16 protein-coding genes and 9 tRNA genes are annotated in these 18,382 nt (G+C 45.7%); 21 read left to right on the top strand and 4 right to left on the bottom strand.

Features of this window, described 5'->3' with window-relative positions; genetic code table 11:
* Window positions 1-18: 18 nt before the first annotated feature.
* On the top strand, window positions 19-1,086 hold the full coding sequence (locus A3IK_RS0110175) for an AI-2E family transporter (protein ID WP_020559880.1): 1,068 nt from the start codon (window positions 19-21) through the stop codon (window positions 1,084-1,086).
* On the opposite strand, the gene A3IK_RS0110180 is transcribed toward A3IK_RS0110175, so the two are convergent.
* Window positions 1,083-1,673, bottom strand: coding sequence for an HdeD family acid-resistance protein (locus tag A3IK_RS0110180; RefSeq protein WP_020559881.1), 591 nt, complete (start codon window positions 1,671-1,673; stop codon window positions 1,083-1,085). The two genes, A3IK_RS0110175 and A3IK_RS0110180, sit on opposite strands and share 4 nt — an antisense overlap.
* A gap of 347 nt (window positions 1,674-2,020) precedes the next feature.
* Between A3IK_RS0110180 and A3IK_RS0110185 the strand changes: the two genes are divergently transcribed.
* The 15 genes from A3IK_RS0110185 (at window position 2,021) to A3IK_RS0110255 (ending at window position 11,652) form a co-directional block, all read left to right on the top strand.
* Window positions 2,021-2,097 (top strand) — tRNA-Pro (locus A3IK_RS0110185).
* A gap of 38 nt (window positions 2,098-2,135) precedes the next feature.
* Window positions 2,136-2,212 (top strand) — tRNA-Arg (locus A3IK_RS0110190).
* 20 nt (window positions 2,213-2,232) lie between these two features.
* Window positions 2,233-2,308, top strand: a tRNA-His gene (locus tag A3IK_RS0110195).
* Window positions 2,309-2,403: 95 nt separating this feature from the next.
* Window positions 2,404-2,488, top strand: a tRNA-Leu gene (locus A3IK_RS0110200).
* Window positions 2,489-2,566: 78 nt separating this feature from the next.
* A complete protein-coding gene (tig, locus tag A3IK_RS0110205) occupies window positions 2,567-3,895 on the top strand; it encodes a trigger factor (RefSeq protein WP_020559882.1) in 1,329 nt (442 codons plus the stop codon).
* Between the two features lie 38 nt (window positions 3,896-3,933).
* Window positions 3,934-4,545: an ATP-dependent Clp endopeptidase proteolytic subunit ClpP gene (gene clpP, locus A3IK_RS0110210; protein WP_020559883.1), complete on the top strand. Its 612-nt coding sequence runs from the start codon at window positions 3,934-3,936 to the stop codon at window positions 4,543-4,545.
* Window positions 4,546-4,811: 266 nt separating this feature from the next.
* Window positions 4,812-6,107, top strand: a complete 1,296-nt coding sequence (gene clpX, locus A3IK_RS0110215; RefSeq protein WP_020559884.1) for an ATP-dependent Clp protease ATP-binding subunit ClpX — start codon at window positions 4,812-4,814, stop codon at window positions 6,105-6,107.
* Between the two features lie 137 nt (window positions 6,108-6,244).
* The gene (gene lon / locus A3IK_RS0110220; protein ID WP_020559885.1) at window positions 6,245-8,683 is read left to right on the top strand and encodes an endopeptidase La; all 2,439 of its coding nucleotides are present in this window, start codon (window positions 6,245-6,247) and stop codon (window positions 8,681-8,683) included.
* Between the two features lie 166 nt (window positions 8,684-8,849).
* Window positions 8,850-9,122 (top strand): HU family DNA-binding protein, encoded by a 273-nt coding sequence (locus A3IK_RS0110225; protein ID WP_020559886.1) that lies wholly within the window; start codon window positions 8,850-8,852, stop codon window positions 9,120-9,122.
* A 17-nt stretch (window positions 9,123-9,139) separates the two neighbouring features.
* Window positions 9,140-9,215: transfer RNA gene (locus A3IK_RS0110230), tRNA-Val, on the top strand.
* An 8-nt stretch (window positions 9,216-9,223) separates the two neighbouring features.
* A tRNA-Asp gene (locus A3IK_RS0110235) sits at window positions 9,224-9,300 on the top strand.
* Between the two features lie 53 nt (window positions 9,301-9,353).
* Window positions 9,354-9,430, top strand: a tRNA-Asp gene (locus A3IK_RS0110240).
* A gap of 44 nt (window positions 9,431-9,474) precedes the next feature.
* A tRNA-Val gene (locus A3IK_RS0110245) sits at window positions 9,475-9,550 on the top strand.
* A 4-nt stretch (window positions 9,551-9,554) separates the two neighbouring features.
* Window positions 9,555-9,631: transfer RNA gene (locus A3IK_RS0110250), tRNA-Asp, on the top strand.
* Window positions 9,632-9,768: 137 nt separating this feature from the next.
* Window positions 9,769-11,652, top strand: coding sequence for a SurA N-terminal domain-containing protein (locus tag A3IK_RS0110255; RefSeq protein WP_020559887.1), 1,884 nt, complete (start codon window positions 9,769-9,771; stop codon window positions 11,650-11,652).
* A gap of 101 nt (window positions 11,653-11,753) precedes the next feature.
* Here A3IK_RS0110255 and A3IK_RS0110260 read toward each other — a convergent pair whose 3' ends face one another.
* Entirely contained in the window at window positions 11,754-12,167 is a 414-nt protein-coding gene (locus A3IK_RS0110260; RefSeq protein ID WP_020559888.1) for a helix-turn-helix domain-containing protein, read from the bottom strand.
* Between the two features lies 1 nt (window position 12,168).
* Window positions 12,169-12,369 carry a type II toxin-antitoxin system HigB family toxin gene (locus tag A3IK_RS20830; protein ID WP_083915714.1) on the bottom strand — a complete coding sequence of 67 codons (201 nt, stop codon included), beginning with the start codon at window positions 12,367-12,369 and terminating at the stop codon, window positions 12,169-12,171.
* A gap of 110 nt (window positions 12,370-12,479) precedes the next feature.
* Between A3IK_RS20830 and mtaB the strand changes: the two genes are divergently transcribed.
* The 3 genes from mtaB (at window position 12,480) to A3IK_RS0110275 (ending at window position 15,147) form a co-directional block, all read left to right on the top strand.
* A complete protein-coding gene (mtaB, locus tag A3IK_RS0110265) occupies window positions 12,480-13,766 on the top strand; it encodes a tRNA (N(6)-L-threonylcarbamoyladenosine(37)-C(2))-methylthiotransferase MtaB (RefSeq protein WP_020559889.1) in 1,287 nt (428 codons plus the stop codon).
* Window positions 13,763-14,344, top strand: coding sequence for a hypothetical protein (locus A3IK_RS0110270; protein ID WP_020559890.1), 582 nt, complete (start codon window positions 13,763-13,765; stop codon window positions 14,342-14,344). The genes mtaB and A3IK_RS0110270 overlap by 4 nt, the downstream gene beginning before the upstream one ends.
* Before the next feature lie 185 nt (window positions 14,345-14,529).
* Complete coding sequence (locus A3IK_RS0110275; protein ID WP_162596640.1) at window positions 14,530-15,147, top strand: hypothetical protein; 618 nt, start codon at window positions 14,530-14,532, stop codon at window positions 15,145-15,147.
* Between the two features lie 31 nt (window positions 15,148-15,178).
* On the opposite strand, the gene A3IK_RS0110280 is transcribed toward A3IK_RS0110275, so the two are convergent.
* Window positions 15,179-16,069 (bottom strand): LysR family transcriptional regulator, encoded by an 891-nt coding sequence (locus A3IK_RS0110280; protein WP_020559892.1) that lies wholly within the window; start codon window positions 16,067-16,069, stop codon window positions 15,179-15,181.
* Between the two features lie 111 nt (window positions 16,070-16,180).
* Here A3IK_RS0110280 and A3IK_RS0110285 point away from each other — a divergent pair, with 111 nt between their 5' ends.
* Together A3IK_RS0110285 and A3IK_RS0110290 are read left to right on the top strand one after the other, a co-directional pair.
* The gene (locus A3IK_RS0110285; RefSeq protein ID WP_020559893.1) at window positions 16,181-17,260 is read left to right on the top strand and encodes a 4-oxalomesaconate tautomerase; all 1,080 of its coding nucleotides are present in this window, start codon (window positions 16,181-16,183) and stop codon (window positions 17,258-17,260) included.
* Between the two features lie 26 nt (window positions 17,261-17,286).
* Window positions 17,287-18,375 (top strand): Bug family tripartite tricarboxylate transporter substrate binding protein, encoded by a 1,089-nt coding sequence (locus tag A3IK_RS0110290; protein WP_020559894.1) that lies wholly within the window; start codon window positions 17,287-17,289, stop codon window positions 18,373-18,375.
* Window positions 18,376-18,382 lie beyond the last annotated feature (7 nt).

Below are 18,382 nucleotides of genomic sequence, written 5' to 3' on the forward strand. Positions count from 1 at the left end.
TAAGCTGGGAGCGGCTTTATGCCAAAAAGTTTACTCAATAATCGCCTCGTCAACATAACAGCAGGTTTATTGTTAGTCTGTGTGTTGGGTTGGCTCTTAGTTATCGGGCGCGATATCTTAATTCCATTAATTATTGCGATTGTGATTTGGTATGTGTTGGATACCGTCGCACGTTACTTTCAGAGCATTTCACTTGGTGGCTTTCATGTGCCACGGGTGTTAGCGGTGCTATTAGCATTGGCTATTTCTATTCTATTAGTGCTATTGGCTATGGATATGATTGCGACCAATGCGCGTTCCTTAGCTCAGGATGCACCGAGTTATCAGCTAAGAATTGAGGCAAAAATAAATCATATCTTGGGAGTATTTGCCCCCGATGTAAAACTAAATATGAGCCGTTTTAATGATTTATTTAACTTAGAGAAGCTGGTGAGTTGGGTAGTCAGTGCGGTGAGTGGCTTTTTAGGTATTGCCTCGTTAGTCATTATTTATATTATTTTTATTGTGTCGGAGCAGGCGGCTATTCCCAAAAAAATCACCGCATTATTTACCGATACTGAGCAGCGTGATCAGGTCAATGCAACCCTTGACCGGCTGGATAAAAATATTCGTACTTATTTGACGGTTAAGACTTTTGTGAGTCTATTAACAGGGGTGCTTTGCTATATTGTATTAGCTTTATTTGATGTGAATTATCCCGCATTTTGGGGATTTATTGCTTTTTTATTGAATTATATTCCGACCATTGGCTCTTTGATCTCTGTGATCTTTCCTGCATTACTCTCATTAGTACAGTTCGATAGTTATCTGCCTTTTTTTGGGGTCTCTATAGTACTCACCATGGTTCAGTTCAGTATTGGTAATATTCTTGAGCCTTATTTAATGGGTAGTCGGCTCAATTTAAGTGGCTTGGTAATTATTCTGGCTTTAGCCGTGTGGGGGGCGATCTGGGGGATTACAGGGATGATTTTGAGTGTACCGATTATGGTTATTATTATGCTACTTCTCTCTAGCATGCCTAGCACTCGTCCCATTGCTATTCTCTTGTCTAGCAATGGGGTAATTGATGAGGAAAATAATAATTAGCGAGTAGAAAGCTCTTTATTAACTTTTCTAAAGCCAAAGCCGATTAGTAGCATCCAAATACCGCTACTAATCAGCTCGACAGAGAGCAATATGCCCAACGTGATCGCTGCACTAACGGCGATATTGGTGAAAATCATAATGGCTAAAAGTAGCGAAATCATTCCAGAAATCAACATCCATACCCAACCTGCTAGCGGGCGCAGTTGGAAGGCATAGATTATTTTGACAATACCCGATGCACCAATTAAAGAACCCGCTACGATAGTGAGACTCACAAGGCCAGCTAAGGGGTTTTTGAGTAGGGCTATCCCTAAGATAATAAAGAGCACACCTAATAATAATGACCAAATAAAGGATGAACTTCTGTTAGCACGGAATAATTGTATAGCTTGCAAAATACCACCAACAATAAAAAAGATGGCGGTCATCACTTCAACTGTTAATGAGGCTAGCATGGGTCTAGCGATCCCCATAAAGCCACCGATTAATAACACAATACCGGCAATCACATACCAATACCAACTAGAAGTGATAGAGGCGGCGAGATCACCAGCGCTTGCTGAACCGGCTGCTGAGATTGTACTCATAATGGATTCCTTCTTTAATGAGTTTAAAAAAGTCGAGATGGATAACGTTATAAAATAATATTCTTTGGCCTTAGCTATGGATGACTACACACTGCAAAATGAAGAGGGCATATGTGAGTTAATGCGACACCTAGTACTGGGTTTAGTATAGTTTTATGCCACATGCAACCCGATTTTGAATCTTAAGTTGCTAAGAGGGTCGGCAAGCAGGCTCTCAAGAGGCGAGGCTGGGGGCAATAATAATAATCTAAAAATAATCTAAAAAATGCTTGACGCGGTTTAGATGCTTCAGTAATATTTGTCACCTCGATGCAGTGCAGAGTGACATTGTAATCGTAATCAAACGTCGGGGTATAGCGCAGCCTGGTAGCGCGTCTGTTTTGGGTACAGAATGTCGGGAGTTCGAATCTCTCTACCCCGACCACTTCTTTTGATTATATTATTTATCTTTGCCTTCCTACTGCTCCCGTAGCTCAACCGGATAGAGCAACGGCCTTCTAAGCCGTAGGTTGCAGGTTCGAGTCCTGCCGGGTGCGCCAGCACAGCAGGTTATTTTATGGTGGCTGTAGCTCAGCTGGTAGAGTCCAGGATTGTGATTCCTGTCGTCGTGGGTTCGAGTCCCATCAGCCACCCCAAAACTTCAAACACAACATTATACAAATGCAATCTAGCTATGTATAATCGCCTCCTTCCTAACTTAGCCGACGAACGGTTATAGTTAGTGTGATATGCGAGAATGGCGGAATTGGTAGACGCACTGGATTTAGGTTCCAGCGGGGTGACCCGTGAGAGTTCGAGTCTCTCTTCTCGCACCACTTATTATTTATCCACAACATTTCAATGATGACGTGCCTGTTAAGTAAAATTAACACAGGTACATGATGAGGTATGGCATGCAAGTTTCTGTCGAGACAACCGGTAATATCGATCGTAAAATGACCGTCACCGTTCCTGCTGAACGTGTTGGCAATGAAGTTGAGAAACGTTTACAAAAATTAGCTAAACGCGTACGTATCGATGGCTTCCGCCCCGGCAAAGTTCCTATGAATGTTGTTCGTCAACGTTATGCACAAGCTACCCGTCAAGAAGTTATTGGTGATGTGATTGAGTCATCCTTACGCGATGCCTTAAGCCAAGAAAAATTACGTATGGCAGGTTTGCCACAGGTTGATGTACAAACCTTTGGTCATAATGAACCATTAGCTTATGTAGCTACTTTCCAAGTCTATCCAGAGTTCGAACTCGCCGATGTTTCTAATCTGAATATTAAACGCCCTGTATCAAGTGTGACGGATGCCGATATTGATAAAATGGTCGAGACCATTCGTAAACAACAAAAAGAATGGCAAGACGTTGCACGCACGGCTCAAAATGGCGATTTAGTACGCTTGAATTTCGTAGGTACCTTAGATGGTGTTCCTTTTGAAGGCGGGAGTGCTGAAAACTTCGCTGTGGAATTAGGGGCAGGGCGTATGCTACCTGATTTTGAGGCTGCCTTACTCGGTATGTCAGCAGGTGAGGAAAAAGTAGCAGATGTTAAATTCCCTGATGACTATCAAGCCGAAAACCTAAAAGGTAAAACCGCTCAATTCAAGCTAAATGTTATTAGCGTTCAAGAAGGTGTATTGCCTGAGGTAAATGAGGCTTTTATTGAGCGTTTTGGTCTAGAAAGCAAAACGGTTGAAACGTTCCGCGCTGAAATTAAGAAAAATATGGAACGCGAAATGACTAATGCGATTAAAGCACAAGTCAAACAACAGGTGATGGATGGCTTAGCCGCATTGCATCTGTTTGATGTACCTAATGCTTTAACTAGTGAAGAAGCAAAGCAAGTTCGCCAAGAGTTTATGCAAAACATGGGGCAGCAAATGCCTGATGCGAACCTACCTGATGAGCTATTTAAGCCACAAGCAGAGCGTCGGGTGAAATTAGGTCTGATTGTAGGCCAATTAATTCGTGAAAATAATATTCAACGCGATGCTAAACGTGTGGATGAATTATTAGAATCCTTATCGCTAACCTATGAAGATCCTGCCGCTTTGATTGAGTACTATCGTACTAATCAACAAGCTATGCAGACCATTGAAGCTGCAGCTATGGAAGAGCTGATTGTGGATTGGGTAATGTCTAAAGCCCAAATCACGGATGAGGAGCGTCCTTTTGAGCAAGTAATCGGGCGCGCGCAAGGTAATATTGACACTACAGATGCACAAGCGGCTTAATAGCTACTATCTGTTATCCAATAAAGGATGTAGTACGAATGAATAGTGCCCTCCATACCCAAGCACTGAATTTAGTGCCGATGGTAGTTGAGCAATCTGCTCGGGGTGAGCGTGCGTATGATATTTACTCACGCTTATTAAAAGAACGTGTTATTTTTTGTGTAGGCCCTGTAGAAGACTACATGGCTAATTTGATTGTGGCGCAGTTATTATTTTTAGAGTCTGAAAACTCTGAAAAAGATATTTATCTCTATATTAACTCGCCCGGTGGGGTAGTGACGGCTGGGATGTCGATTTATGACACCATGCAATTTATTAAACCCGATGTTAGTACGCTGTGTATTGGTCAAGCGGCTAGTATGGGTGCAGTATTATTAGCCGGTGGTGCAGCCGGTAAGCGTTTTGTATTGCCTCATTCGCGCGTCATGATTCATCAGCCACTCGGTGGTTTCCAAGGTCAGGCGTCCGATATTGAAATTCACGCGCGGGAAATTTTAAAAATCCGTGCTGAATTGAATAGTATTTTGGCTAAGCACACAGGGCAATCTTTAGACCGGATCGAAAAAGATACGGATCGGGATAATTTTATGACCGCAGAAGATGCTAAGGCCTATGGCCTAGTCGATGCTATTTTGACTACCCGTAGTTAATACAAAATATTGCATTTTATGCTTAATATAAGTGAAAACAGCCTGCTTAGTCAGGCTGTTTTCACTTAAAGCAAGGCTAAATAGAGGGTATAGAGGCTAGTAACCCCATTAAATACGCCTAGAAAGTACAGCATTCTTGTGTTTCTAGGGGTAAATTATAATAATGGGACTTGAAAAATGCCGAATGGGTAGAATACTGTCTTGGTATTAGGCGTTGCATGATTAAAAGCAGAGCGTCAGGTGGTCTGACGTAGGTAGAGGTTTAGATGAGTAAAGATAAAAAGGGTAGTCAAGAGAGTGGCAAGCTTCTGTACTGTTCCTTTTGTGGGAAGAGTCAACATGAAGTACGTAAGCTCATAGCGGGCCCTTCCGTTTTCATCTGTGATGAATGTGTTGATCTTTGTAATGACATTATCCAAGAAGAAATTCATGCGGCACAAACCGGCGAAGATGAACAACATACTTTGCCGATCCCGCGTGAAATTAGAGCTATTCTAGATGATTATGTGATTGGTCAAGATTCTGCAAAACGGGTGTTATCGGTTGCGGTATATAATCATTACAAGCGTCTACATCACAAGGGGGGGAGTAATAATAAAGATGAGGTTGAACTCGCTAAGAGCAATATCTTATTAATAGGCCCTACCGGCAGTGGTAAAACGTTATTGGCTGAAACATTAGCACGCCTCTTAAATGTACCCTTTACTATTGCAGATGCTACCACCTTAACTGAGGCGGGTTATGTGGGTGAGGATGTCGAAAACATTATCCAAAAACTATTGCAGAAATGCGATTATGATGTCGAAAAGGCTCAGACGGGTATTGTTTATATTGATGAAATCGACAAAATTTCACGCAAATCGGATAATCCCTCAATTACCCGTGATGTCTCTGGTGAAGGTGTACAACAAGCCTTATTAAAATTAATCGAGGGCACTATTGCCTCTGTTCCACCACAAGGGGGACGTAAACATCCTCAGCAAGAATTTTTACAGGTTGATACCCGTAATATTCTGTTTATCTGTGGCGGAGCCTTTGCGGGCTTAGATCGCATTATTCGCGAGCGTACCGAGAAAGGTAGTATTGGTTTTGCGGCGAATGTGCGAGCACCGGATACGAAAAAGCTCTTTGGTGAAGTGATTAAGGAAATTGAGGCAGAGGATTTAGTGCGTTATGGCCTGATTCCAGAGTTTGTAGGACGTTTGCCAGTGGTGGCAACCCTAGATGAACTGGATGAAGAAGCCTTAGTGTCTATTCTCAGCGAGCCTAAAAATGCCTTAGTCAAGCAATATGCCAAATTGTTTGAAATGGAAGAGGCTGAATTAGTCATTCGCGATGATGCCTTACATGCGATTGCGCGTAAAGCGATGGAGCGTAAGACAGGAGCGCGGGGTCTACGGACGATTATGGAGCGCATTTTACTCGACACGATGTATGATCTACCGTCGGAGAAAAATGTCAGCAAAGTAGTGGTTGATGAGTCTGTAGTCAATGGCGAAGCACCTCCTTATCTTATCTATGAAAATTTAGAGCCTAAATTAGTAGCCTCTGCTACTGAATAGTCTCCTTGTTCACACGTGTTACAGATATCTAGGGTATCTGTAACACCACTAGTCATACCTTATTCTTATAATATAGTTTTCCATAGGATACCTCGTTGGCTAGTGTACCTAGTCAATGTCTGCACGGGAGTTTCGTGATGTCTGAATCAGAGTTAGCACCGGAGAGTTTAATCGTTCCAGTGTTGCCGCTACGTGATGTTGTAGTTTATCCCCATATGGTGATTCCTTTATTTGTGGGGCGCTCTAAGTCTATCCATGCATTAGATGCAGCAATGGATACGACTAAGCAAGTCCTATTAGTGTCACAAAAAAATGCCGATGTAGAAGAGCCCAGCTTAGAGGATGTTCATACCTTTGGCACCTTAGCCACCATTTTACAGCTCTTAAAATTACCCGATGGTACGCTTAAAGTATTAGTAGAGGGTGTGGAGCGGGCTGAGATCGTTGCTATTGATCAGGGTAGTGAATATTTTGCGGCACGGGTGGAAATTCGTAACTCCTTGTTTGATATTGATGAGCGTCATGTTGACATACTCAGTCGTTCCTTAATTAATTCGTTTGAACAATATGTCAAACTGAATAAAAAAGTACCGCCTGAAATTCTTTCGTCCTTATCGAGTATTGATGATCCGGCGCGTTTAGCTGATACCGTAGTCGCACATTTGGGCTTAAAGATTCCACAAAAACAGACCATTCTAGAAATGTTAAGCGTTGAAGAGCGCATTAAGCATTTGATTGAGCTGATTGAGGGTGAGCTAGATCTGCTGCAAGTAGAGAAAAAAATTCGCGGGCGCGTAAAGCAGCAAATGGAGCGCAGCCAACGCGAGTATTATCTCAATGAGCAAATCAAGGCCATTCAAAAAGAATTGGGAGATATGGATGATGCCGCGCCTAATGAGGTGGAGGAGCTAAACCGTAAAATTGATAAAGCGGGTATGAGTAAAGAGGCACTAGCGAAAGCACGGGCAGAACTCAATAAATTAAAGCTCATGTCACCGATGTCAGCGGAAGCAACAGTGGTGCGTAATTATATTGATTGGTTGGTGAATGTACCGTGGAAAAAGCGTTCACGTATCCTCTCGAATCTAGCCGAGGCCGAGAGTGTTCTTAATGCCGATCATTATGGCCTAGAGGAAGTGAAAGAGCGCATTATTGAATTTTTAGCGGTACAGCAACGGGTGAAAAAACTTAAAGGCCCGATTTTATGTTTAGTAGGGCCACCCGGTGTGGGTAAAACCTCATTAGGGCAATCCATTGCTCGAGCCACTGGGCGCAAATTTACCCGTATGGCTTTAGGCGGGGTACGGGATGAGGCGGAAATTCGTGGACATCGTCGTACTTATATTGGCTCTTTACCCGGCAAAGTGATGCAAAATCTTAGCCGTGTGGGAACCCGTAATCCGTTATTCCTGCTGGATGAAATTGACAAAATGTCGACGGATTTCAGAGGGGACCCGGCTTCAGCGATGTTAGAGGTACTCGATCCTGAACAAAATCATGCCTTCTCCGATCATTATTTAGAGGTGGATTTTGATCTATCGGAGGTCATGTTTGTGGCGACCTCGAATAGTATGCGCATCCCTGAGCCTTTATTGGATCGGATGGAAGTTATTCGGATTCCGGGCTATATCGAAGATGAAAAGCTGAATATTGCACGTAATTACCTCATTCCTAAGCAAATGGAAGCCAATGGTCTCAAAAGCGAAGAGTTGATTCTGAATAATCCAACGCTACTAGAGATTATTCGCCATTACACTCGCGAGGCCGGAGTACGGGGCTTAGAACGTGAAATCTCTAAAATTTGCCGTAAAGTCGTAAAGCAACACTTACTAGAGAAGAAAACTAAAACTACTATTACCGCTAAAAATTTAGCTAAATACCTAGGGGTTAAAAAGTTTGACTATGGTAAGGCAGGCAAGGCGAATCAGGTCGGTCAAGTGACGGGTTTGGCATGGACTTCAGTTGGGGGCGATTTGCTGACAATTGAGAGTGCGCTTTTACCCGGTAGTGGCATGATTAAAAGTACCGGACGCTTAGGCGAGGTGATGAAAGAGTCGATTCATGCCGCTGAAACGGTGGTAAAGAGTCGCTCTAGACAATTAGGCATTACCCGTAAACAGTTAAGTAAGCATAATGTGCATATCCATGTACCCGAAGGCGCTATTCCTAAAGATGGCCCTAGTGCAGGTATTGGTATGGTAACGGTTATGGTCTCGGCAATGACAGGGATTCCGGTCTTGGCTGATGTGGCGATGACAGGAGAGATTACCTTACGCGGGGAAGTGCTACCCATTGGGGGCTTAAAGGAGAAACTACTCGCAGCCCATCGCGGCGGCATTAAACGTGTTCTCATCCCTAAGGATAATGAAAAGGATCTAGCCGAAGTCCCTGATTCCGTCAAAGATGGCCTAGAGATTAAGGCGGTTAAATGGATTGATGAGGTGCTAGCTCTGGCGTTAGAGCGTGCTCCGGTAGCCTTGCGTGATGATGAAGATTTAGAGAGTGATGCAGAAATACAACCCCCCTCAAACCCCGTTACAGCGGAGGAAGAGGTGGAATCGGTACGTACACATTAAAAATTGTTGTATTTTCGTCACTTCTGATAGCTTGGTGCGTTGACTTGTTTTAGAAGGGGCTGGTATAACAGGTGTGCGATAAAACTAGATAACTTGAATAAGGGGTTTATCTAGTTTTGAGAGTTTATCAGTTTCTTTTATAACAAATTTACAAGGATCGCTTTTTATGAACAAATCAGAGCTCATTGATGCCATCTCTGCTAAATCTAATCTGACGAAAGCAGAGGCAGACCGCGCTTATAAGGCATTGGTTGCTACTATCTCTGAAGAGCTTGCAAAGGGCGAGCAAATTTCTTTGATTGGCTTTGGCACTTTCCTAGTTCGTGAGCGCCAAGCACGTTCAGGTCGTAATCCAAAGACCAAAGAAACTATCGAAATTCCAGCTTCAAAAATTCCTGCATTTAAAGCTGGTAAAGCGCTAAAAGATGCAGTAAACTAGCGCCCTCTTGAGCAGTTGGGTGATTAGCTCAGTTGGTAGAGCAACGCCCTTACAAGGCGTGGGTCGGGGGTTCAAGTCCCTCATCACCCACCAACAACTGTGGAGCGGTAGTTCAGTTGGTTAGAATACCTGCCTGTCACGCAGGGGGTCGCGGGTTCGAGTCCCGTCCGCTCCGCCACTCTAATGAGTGGTTGGTAGTAAAGAGTTTGAAAAATATGTTCTGCATATCACGGAGTGGTAGTTCAGTTGGTTAGAATACCTGCCTGTCACGCAGGGGGTCGCGGGTTCGAGTCCCGTCCACTCCGCCACCGTGCAGAACATTATATTGCTTAAGATCGCTGTAATCCTCAGCGGGTGATTAGCTCAGTTGGTAGAGCAACGCCCTTACAAGGCGTGGGTCGGGGGTTCAAGTCCCTCATCACCCACCACTCTGGAGTGGTAGTTCAGTTGGTTAGAATACCTGCCTGTCACGCAGGGGGTCGCGGGTTCGAGTCCCGTCCACTCCGCCACTATTTATCTTTTACTCACCCTTCAGTTTAGGTATGATGCTCCCCTATATTTAACGGGGCTGAACCTTAGTCATCATTTGGGTACTGGGTACGTCTTCATTTTTATCCTTAAACTTTTATAACGATTACGTAAGACCATGCTGCAAAAAATTCATGATAAAGCAAAAGGCTGGGTTGCATATGCAATCATTGGTTTGATTACCATACCCTTCGCCTTATGGGGCATTAACCAGTACTTTGAAGGAGGCGGTAAGCGTATTGTAGCTGTCGTCAATGGTGAGGAAATATTAGAGCCAGCCGTACGCATACAATTAGAGCAATTAAGGCAACGTATGCCTGCGCAATTGGCGAATAATGAAGAACTCATGAAGCCCATGGCGTTAGATGCAACGATTAATCAGACCCTATTAAACCAAATTATCAAGGAATTTGGTTTTAGAGCGAGTAATACCGAGGTGAGTGAAGCCATTCGCCAAGTTCCTCAGTTTCAGGTTAATGGTCAATTTGATACGGCAACCTATCAGCGACTCTTAGAAACACAAGGTTTAAGTCCAGCCCTTTATGAGCAAGACGTTCGCTCAAAATTAACTCAAGCCCAATTGCAAGATGGCATTAACTTAACGGGATTCGTGCCTTTAAAAGCCTCAGAAAGCTATCAAGCCTTACAAGGGCAAGAGCGTGAGATTGAGACTTTTATCCTAAAAGCCGATAACTTTAAGAGCCAAGTACAAATTCCTGAGACGGCTATTAATGAATACTACGAGAAAAATAAAAAGTCGTTTATGACGGAAGAGCGGGTAAAATTAGCCTATGTCGAACTAGATCGTAATGAATTACTGAACTCCATAACAGCGACAGACGACGAGTTAAAGGGTTTCTTCGACACCAATAAAGATCATTATGCAGTACCTGAAGAGCGTACCGCGAGCCATGTTTTAATCTCTATTCCTGATCCTCAAGGGGAAGAGCAAGATAAAGCTACCAAAGCTCGTATTGATAAGCTCTATGATGATATTCAAGCGGGCAAAATAACATTTGAACAAGCAGCACGCGAGCAATCTGACGATAAAACAGCCGCAGCACAAGATGGTTCCTTAGGTGTGATTGTGGCAGGTGATTGGGATCCTAGTTTTGAAAAGGCTGTATTTGGTTTAGCCAAAGGCACTATATCCCAGCCCATTAAAACACCTAGTGGTTATGAAATTGTTAAAGTTACCGAGATTAAACCAGCTCAACCACGTACCTATGAGCAAGCGAAAGTCGATGTCGAGCGTGATTACCGGCGCGATAAAGCGGATAAGAAGGCCGTGGATATTGTTGATCAATTAGAGAAATTAGCCTTTGAAAATAATGGCGATTTAGCGCCTGCCGCCAGCGCAACAGGTCTGGCAGTGAAACAATCGGATTGGGTAACTCGTACTAAGGGCGATGGTATTTTTGGTACAGAGTCGCTACGCCAAGAGGCTTTTTCGGAGGATGTGCGTAATGGTAAAAACTCCGGTGTGATTAGTTTAGGTGAAAGCCGTGCGGTTGTGATTCGTTCCATACAACGTGAGGATGCGAAGCAAAAATCATTGGCTGAGGTAAAAGAATCCATTATTCAAATCCTAACGGCGGAGGAAGCACGTAAATTAGCTTCACAAAAAGGTACTGCTTTAGTCAAACAATTAGCAGCGGCTAATGCTTGGACGGTATTGGATACTAGTGGTTTAGGGGCAAGTACCGATGTCGCTAAATTAGGTTTTATTCAGCGTACAGGTAGCCCAGTAGCACCTGAGTTGGCTAAGTATGTGTTTGCCATGACTAAACCCGCTGCAAATGCGAGTACGTGGGATGGGGTCGCATTAGCCAATGGTGATTACACTGTAGTACAGCTAAAGCAAGTGAAAGAGGGTGCTGTAAAAGACGATATTCAAGTAACCCAAGGCTTTGGGCGTAGTGTTTCACAAAGTGAATTGAATGCAATGTTCCAAGCCTTACGTGATGCTGCGAAGATCGAACGCTTCCCTGAAAATCTCTAATCTCCACTCAGGCTAATAAAAATGCTACCCAGAATAATACTCTGTGGTAGCATTTTTGCTTTTAAGACCTACTCTTTGGGTTGGGTTGAGCAAAATATAAACTAAATAAATACTTGAGCCGGTACACCAAAACGTTCACTCAGTGCTCGAATCTGGCGAATATTCAACTCACGCTTACCACTTAAAATTTCCGACATGACCCCTTGACTAGCCACTTCAGGTAATCCTGCCTGACTAATACCCTGTGTTGCCATCAAATAGCTCAAGGCATCAATACCTGAACCCATGATTTCTATTTCTGAGGTAGCCTTATCCTCATAGGCAGCAATTAAATCTCCCATTCGCTCGGCTAAACTTGCCAAAGGATGCACCTCATCCGCGCCCCCTGCATCTAATACCTCATCTAAGGCGTCCACTAGCGCCTCATATTCTGCCTCATCGCCGGGCATAGTGAGCATAGGAGCCACAAATCCCCAGTGATCCATCGCTGTTTTTACACTGAATGCCATACCCATATCATTCCCTCCAATGACCTTTATCATAATCGGTATGCGTCAATATTGCCCGAATGAATACCCGCCCCGTATTAAAGTGAATTGCTGTAATCACGCGAAGTTTGTTACCACCGACATCAAATACATACAAAGAGCCTACTCGATCCACTGAATTAAAAGTGGTTCGTAAATCGGCAAAATGCTGGAATGAAGAGGAGCAAATGACTCGATTATGAGATTGATAAGACTAAAATCAACCATGAGGTCTAGTCTTGCACTAGACTAGTCAAGTGTGGACAATGCCGTGGCTAATGAGTACTGAGCAAAATCCCTATGAAAATCCATCTCAAAGCCCTCGGCTGCCGTTTGAATGAGGCAGAATTAGAACAATGGTCAACCTCTTTTCAACAGGCTGGGCATGAAGTGATTAGTACTGCAGAGCAGGCCGATGTGGTGGTGTTAAATTCGTGTGCGGTCACTACCGAGGCGGCGGCTAAATCGCGCCGTTTGTTAAATCGGCTCTATCGAGATAACCCACAAACACGCCTTGTCGTGAGTGGGTGCTATGCCACCTTACAGCCTGAAGAAGCAGCGAATATTATGGGTGTGGATTTAATCGTACCCAATAGCACGAAGGACTCTCTACCACAGCAAGTATTAGAGCAATTTTCTGTACCGACTATGCCTTTAGTCGCGACGGATCCGGGGGAAAATACCTTATTTATGCGCGGGCGGCAGCGTGCTTTTATTAAAATCCAAGATGGTTGTCGCTATCGTTGTACGTTCTGTATTGTAACCGTCGCTCGCGGTGATGAGCGTAGCCGCACTGAAAGCGAGATTATTGAAGAAATCAATCAATTACACGACCAAGGTATTCAGGAAATTGTCTTAACAGGTGTGCATGTGGGGGGCTATGGGAGTGATATTGAGAGTTCGCTCTATCAATTAGTGCAGCGGATTTTAACCGAAACGGCTATTCCACGGATTCGCTTTGCTTCAGTCGAGCCTTGGGATTTACCGCCCGATTTCTTTACACTGTTTAGCAATCCGCGTTTAATGCCACATATGCATCTGCCGATCCAAAGTGGCTCAGATTCGGTGCTCAGACGTATGGCTAGGCGTTGTAAAACGACAGAATTTAGTGAGCTAGTCCAACAGGCGCGGCGGCATAATCCCTTATTTAATATCACCACTGATATTATTGTCGGTTTCCCGGGTGAGACGGATGTAGAGTGGCAGGAAACGCTCGATTTTGTGCAAAGTATCGACTTTGGGCATATTCATATTTTTAGCTATTCGGCACGGCAAGGGACTAAAGCCGCGCGTTTACCGGATCAACTACCAGAGGCTATTAAAAAACAACGTAGCCAACAATTACATCGTATTGCCGAGCAACAAAAACAACAATGGCTAGCGAAACAGTATAACCACGTTGTTGAAGTACTTTGGGAGCAACCGCATACCCAAAATGGTAAACTGAGCTATACCGGATATACCCCTAACTATTGTCGCGTGGAATTAGTCACCGACACAGTAGGGTTAGATAATCAGATCACTCAAACCGCTCTTAGTGCTCATCCACAGGAGCTAGGTTTATTATTAGGAGTACTTAAGCCATGAAAGCGATGGCACGTCACTTAGGTTATTGGCTGTTGTTAGTATTATTACTCGGCGGCTGTATGGGGGAGGATAGTAAAGATCCTCAAGCGATTGCTAATCAGTTTTGGAATGCCGTGACTACAAATGATATGGAAACGGCAAAAAATCTGACTACTTGGGATAGTGTGCAGTATTTATCGTTTTTAAAAACCGCCCAATTAAATCCACAGCGTTATGAGTTGGGCGAGCTAAAGATGCTTGAAAATAATACTAAAGCCGAAATCCCGACCGTATTACACGGGGGAGAGCTAGGTAATGTGAATATTCCGGTACGAACTATCCTAGTCAAGGTCAATGAGGAGTGGCGTATTGATGTACAAAGTACGTTAGGCGCATTAATTCAGGGCACCATGGGGGCGGTCGTCAATGAGCTTAATGGCTTATTACAACAGGGACTCAAGGGGCTAGATGAAAAAATGAATAAGACTTTGGATGGTTTGGGGGAGCAATTAAATAAGAGTTTAGATAAGTTACAAAAAGATTTACAAATTTCTCCTCCTGTCAATGAAGAGCCAGCCGCTAAAGATCAAATCATTTAAAGGCTAGTTTGGCGTGGGGAATATTATACATCCCCACGATATGGTTGATATTTGAACAATTAAAAAAATCCCATTTGTCATAGTACTGCTATTATTAAATGAGTCGGGAGGGAGTTTATTCCGACTGGGGATGAAATTCTTCATTTTTTCCTCATCCCTGAATGCATCTATTGTGGGTGAGTGCTATGCCTAAGCTGATTATTAAACAATCCAAACCCTTGACCTCATTAAAAATTACCTTAATAGCCCTATTGAGTTTAATTTTGATGATCGCCGCTACTTTGCTAGGGTTCAGACCCTATCAAGAGTTGCCTACTTCTTTATTAAGTGCTGCAGATACTACGGCTCAAACACAGTATCAAACGGCACATGCCAAACTCAGTCGTTTAGTCGCAGACTTTAATCAGCAATTTACGCAAAAACAACAAGGCTCTAAACATTATCACGAGCAGGCAGTCGCACAAACAGATGTTATTTTAGAGCAGCTTAATCAATTAGATCGTATAGTCGAGCAAGCCAAATTACCCAATGAAACCTTAAAGACCTTGGGTGCTACACACCAATATCAACGTGATTATTGGGATGCACAACGTCATTTTCAGTTATTACGCTTAGATCGTTTTGCAGAGGATGCGTTATTGGCTAGCAGTCAGACAGAGGTGGATATACCCCTCATCACTAAGCAGGTAATAGAGGCAGAACCGGTAGCAAGTAAAAAATTCCATTTTGCCACCCCTCCCTCAGGTGTCAACTTACCGGCTGCTTTTTGTGTACCTGGGGCAAGTACTTGCCAAGTACCATAGTTGAGATTCTGATTGGATACCACGCCCCCTTTTATGGCTGCCACCTCGTGAGCAACATTCTGTAGAACTGTTCTGCTGCGGGTGAGGTTTTGGTTTGCGGTACACGAACCACACCCACGGTACGGGTCACCGTGGGACTCCCCAGCGGAACGGCTGCTAGCAACGGGTGCGGGTCAGCCGGAAGGGACATGCGTGGAAGTGCGGCAACCCCCAGACCAGCCTCGACCAAACCTAGTGAGGTTGAAAGATGTTGCACCTCGTAATGAGGTCGAGGCCGAACCTTGGCTCCAGCCAGTGCCAGATCCATGATTAAGCGATTGCCACTGGCTCGTCCGACAGTGATGAAGTGATGATTCGCCAGCTCAGCCCAAGTCACCTCGTCACGGCTCGCTAGTGGGTGATCTCGGCGACAAGCCAGATAGAAGGGCTCTTCGATCAGCGGTTCAAACACAACGTCGGGATCATCGGCACCCAGCAGGGTGATGCCGAAATCCACCTCACGGTTGATGACGCTTTGCAACACTTCATTGGCTCCCGCATCGACAATACGGAAGCGGATAGCAGGATACTCCCTGATGAAGTCTCCGATCACATCAGGCAGAAAGTAATAAGCAGCGGTCGGGATACAGGCGATGCTGACCAGTCCAGATCGGCGCTCGGCTATCTCGCGCACAGAAAGCAGCGAGGTCTCCAAATCATCCAGCAGCCGTCTAGCACGGGGCAAAAAGTCTCGTCCAACAGCGGTTAGCGAAACACGACGTGTAGTGCGTTCTAGCAACGGGACACCCAGCGTTGCCTCTAGCTTCTGAATACGACGAGTCAGTGCTGGCTGAGACAGGTAAATACTTTCCGATGCAGCGCGAAAGCTTTGCATCTCGGCGGTAACAACAAAAGCCTTAAGGTCTTCCAGATCAATATTCATGTGTATATTGCAATAGTCGTTCAGATTATTGCATTTCACACGTATCGCCCACTCATGGCAATATCTTTTTATCGCAGGTCATCAAGCACCCGTTATAGGAGAGTCCAGATTATGTCCAAAATACCATGCGTTCTAATGCGTGGCGGTACGTCGCGCGGTCCATTTTTCCTGTCTTCAGATTTACCCTCAGATACTGCTGCCCGTGATGCCGTTCTGATCGCAGCGATGGGGTCAGGCCATCCCTTGCAGATTGACGGAATCGGCGGCGGCAACCCTTTGACCAGCAAGGTCGCTATTGTTGCTCCTAGCCAGAAACCGGGCACGGATATCGATTACCTTTTTGCTCAAGTGAGTGTTGAAAAGGCTCTGGTCGATACCGCGCCGAATTGTGGCAATATGTTGGCTGCGGTCGGCCCCTTCGCCATCGAGCAGGGCTTGATTGCGGCGACTGATCCTGAAACCCGGTTGACAATTCTGAACGTTAATACCGGCAAGCGGATTGAGGCGACAGTGCAGACCCCCGGTGGTGTAGTCAACTATGAGGGTGATATGGCCATCGCGGGTGTGCCAGGCACGGCAGCACCAGTACGGCTGGCCTTTCTGGACGCGGCAGGCTCGAAGACGGGCAAACTACTGCCAACAGATGCGTTGCGTGATGAAGTGCAGGGTATTCCTGTCACGCATTTTGATATGGCCGTGGCTACTGTGTTGATCGCTGCGGAAAGCTTTGGCAAGACGGGGTATGAATTGCCCGCCGAGCTTGATGCAGACCTTGCCTTCATGGCTCGGCTTGAGGCATTGCGGTTGCAATCTGGACAAATGATGGGTCTTGGAGATGTGACCAACATGGTTATCCCAAAACCCATTCTGTTGTCACGTCCGACCGAAGGTGCGACCATCAACGCACGTTATTTCATGCCTCATGCCTGTCATACGGCAGTGGCTATTACTGGCGCTGTCTGTATCGCGGCGGCCTGCTGTACTGAAGGCACGGTCGCGCATGATTTGGCAGTTCTGCCGGATGCGGATGCGCAGGGGCGCAGAATGCTGGTCATCGAGCATCCATCCGGTCGCACGCCGGTCGAGATCGAACAAGATCCCGAAACTGGCGAGATCCGCCGGGCTTCGGTCATCCGAACAGCGCGTAGTCTTTTCGAGGGCTTCGTGCATATCCGCGACAACGTCGCATAATCCATCCCTAAGGAGGAGGAAACCAAATGAAACTGCTGAACAGATCTGGCATCCGGTCGATGCTATTGGGGGCTGCCGTGATCCTTGCCATGCCCATGTCATTGAGCGCCCAAGACTTCGCTGGCAAAACCATTGAATGGACTATTCCTTTCGGGGTGGGCGGTGGCACTGATGTCTGGGCGCGTTTCTTTGCGCCACAGCTTTCTGAGGCTCTGCCCGGCAAGCCTACAGTTGTAGTGCTGAATGTGCCCGGTGGTGGTTCGATTTCAGGCGCGAACCAGTTCGCCAAACGAGCCAGCCATGATGGGCTATCGATCCTAGGCACTTCGGCCTCGACGCAATACCCCGCCATTCTGGGTGATCCACGAGTACGCTATGACTATGCCGACTGGACGGCGGTTTTGGCCTCGCCCACGGGTGGTGTGGTCTATATCGATCCGAAATATGGTGTCACAGGGCCTAAGGATATCGAGAAGCTACGCGCTGAGGAAATCCGCTTTGCCAGTCAGGGGGCTACGGCGCTGGAAATGCCAGTGCTGCTGGGCTTCAAGATGCTAGGACTCAAGATCAAACCCGTCTTCGGCATGGAAAGCCGTGGTGCAGGTCGTCTGGCCTTTGAGCGTGGCGAGGCTGGCATTGATTTCCAGACCAGTTCCGCTTTTCTCAATAGCGTCAAGCCGTTGGTAGATGCTGGCAAGGCGGTGCCGCTGTTCTCTCTGGGCGTGGTTGATGCCAATGGCAATGTCAGTCGTGATCCTTCTTTCCCGGATCTGCCGACCTTTGTCGAATTCTATGAACAGGCGACTAGTGGCAAACCCGAAGGAGAGGCATACGAGGCTTGGAAGGCTCTGATGCTGGCCGGGTACTCGTTGCAGAAGATGATGGTGCTACCCAAGGATGCGCCTCCAGAGGTTATCGCGGCCTATGGCGAAGCAGCAAAGACTATCATCGACGCTCCCGATTTCCGTCAGCGTGCGGGTGACGAGCTGGGTGACTACAAACAGCTTGTCGGTTCTGAGGCTGATGCAGCGTTAAAAGCGGCGCTGACGCTGGATCCGGGAATCCGCAAATTCCTGACTAACTGGCTGTCGGAAGACTACAACGTGCGCATGTGAGGCAGCA

It is taken from the genome of Thiofilum flexile DSM 14609 (assembly GCF_000380185.1).
In the GTDB taxonomy this organism is placed as follows: Bacteria; Pseudomonadota; Gammaproteobacteria; order Thiotrichales; family Thiotrichaceae; genus Thiofilum; species Thiofilum flexile.

Excerpts from the sequence above, each read along its gene's own strand:
- A3IK_RS0110175 (WP_020559880.1), top strand. The coding sequence starts at position 19 with ATGCCAAAAAGTTTACTCAATAATCGCCTCGTCAACATAACAGCAGGT.
- A3IK_RS0110180 (WP_020559881.1), bottom strand. The coding sequence starts at position 1,673 with ATGAGTACAATCTCAGCAGCCGGTTCAGCAAGCGCTGGTGATCTCGCC.
- tig (WP_020559882.1), top strand. The coding sequence starts at position 2,567 with ATGCAAGTTTCTGTCGAGACAACCGGTAATATCGATCGTAAAATGACC.
- clpP (WP_020559883.1), top strand. The coding sequence starts at position 3,934 with ATGAATAGTGCCCTCCATACCCAAGCACTGAATTTAGTGCCGATGGTA.
- clpX (WP_020559884.1), top strand. The coding sequence starts at position 4,812 with ATGAGTAAAGATAAAAAGGGTAGTCAAGAGAGTGGCAAGCTTCTGTAC.
- lon (WP_020559885.1), top strand. The coding sequence starts at position 6,245 with ATGTCTGAATCAGAGTTAGCACCGGAGAGTTTAATCGTTCCAGTGTTG.
- A3IK_RS0110225 (WP_020559886.1), top strand. The coding sequence starts at position 8,850 with ATGAACAAATCAGAGCTCATTGATGCCATCTCTGCTAAATCTAATCTG.
- A3IK_RS0110255 (WP_020559887.1), top strand. The coding sequence starts at position 9,769 with ATGCTGCAAAAAATTCATGATAAAGCAAAAGGCTGGGTTGCATATGCA.
- A3IK_RS0110260 (WP_020559888.1), bottom strand. The coding sequence starts at position 12,167 with ATGGGTATGGCATTCAGTGTAAAAACAGCGATGGATCACTGGGGATTT.
- mtaB (WP_020559889.1), top strand. The coding sequence starts at position 12,480 with ATGAAAATCCATCTCAAAGCCCTCGGCTGCCGTTTGAATGAGGCAGAA.
- A3IK_RS0110270 (WP_020559890.1), top strand. The coding sequence starts at position 13,763 with ATGAAAGCGATGGCACGTCACTTAGGTTATTGGCTGTTGTTAGTATTA.
- A3IK_RS0110275 (WP_162596640.1), top strand. The coding sequence starts at position 14,530 with ATGCCTAAGCTGATTATTAAACAATCCAAACCCTTGACCTCATTAAAA.
- A3IK_RS0110280 (WP_020559892.1), bottom strand. The coding sequence starts at position 16,069 with ATGAATATTGATCTGGAAGACCTTAAGGCTTTTGTTGTTACCGCCGAG.
- A3IK_RS0110285 (WP_020559893.1), top strand. The coding sequence starts at position 16,181 with ATGTCCAAAATACCATGCGTTCTAATGCGTGGCGGTACGTCGCGCGGT.
- A3IK_RS0110290 (WP_020559894.1), top strand. The coding sequence starts at position 17,287 with ATGAAACTGCTGAACAGATCTGGCATCCGGTCGATGCTATTGGGGGCT.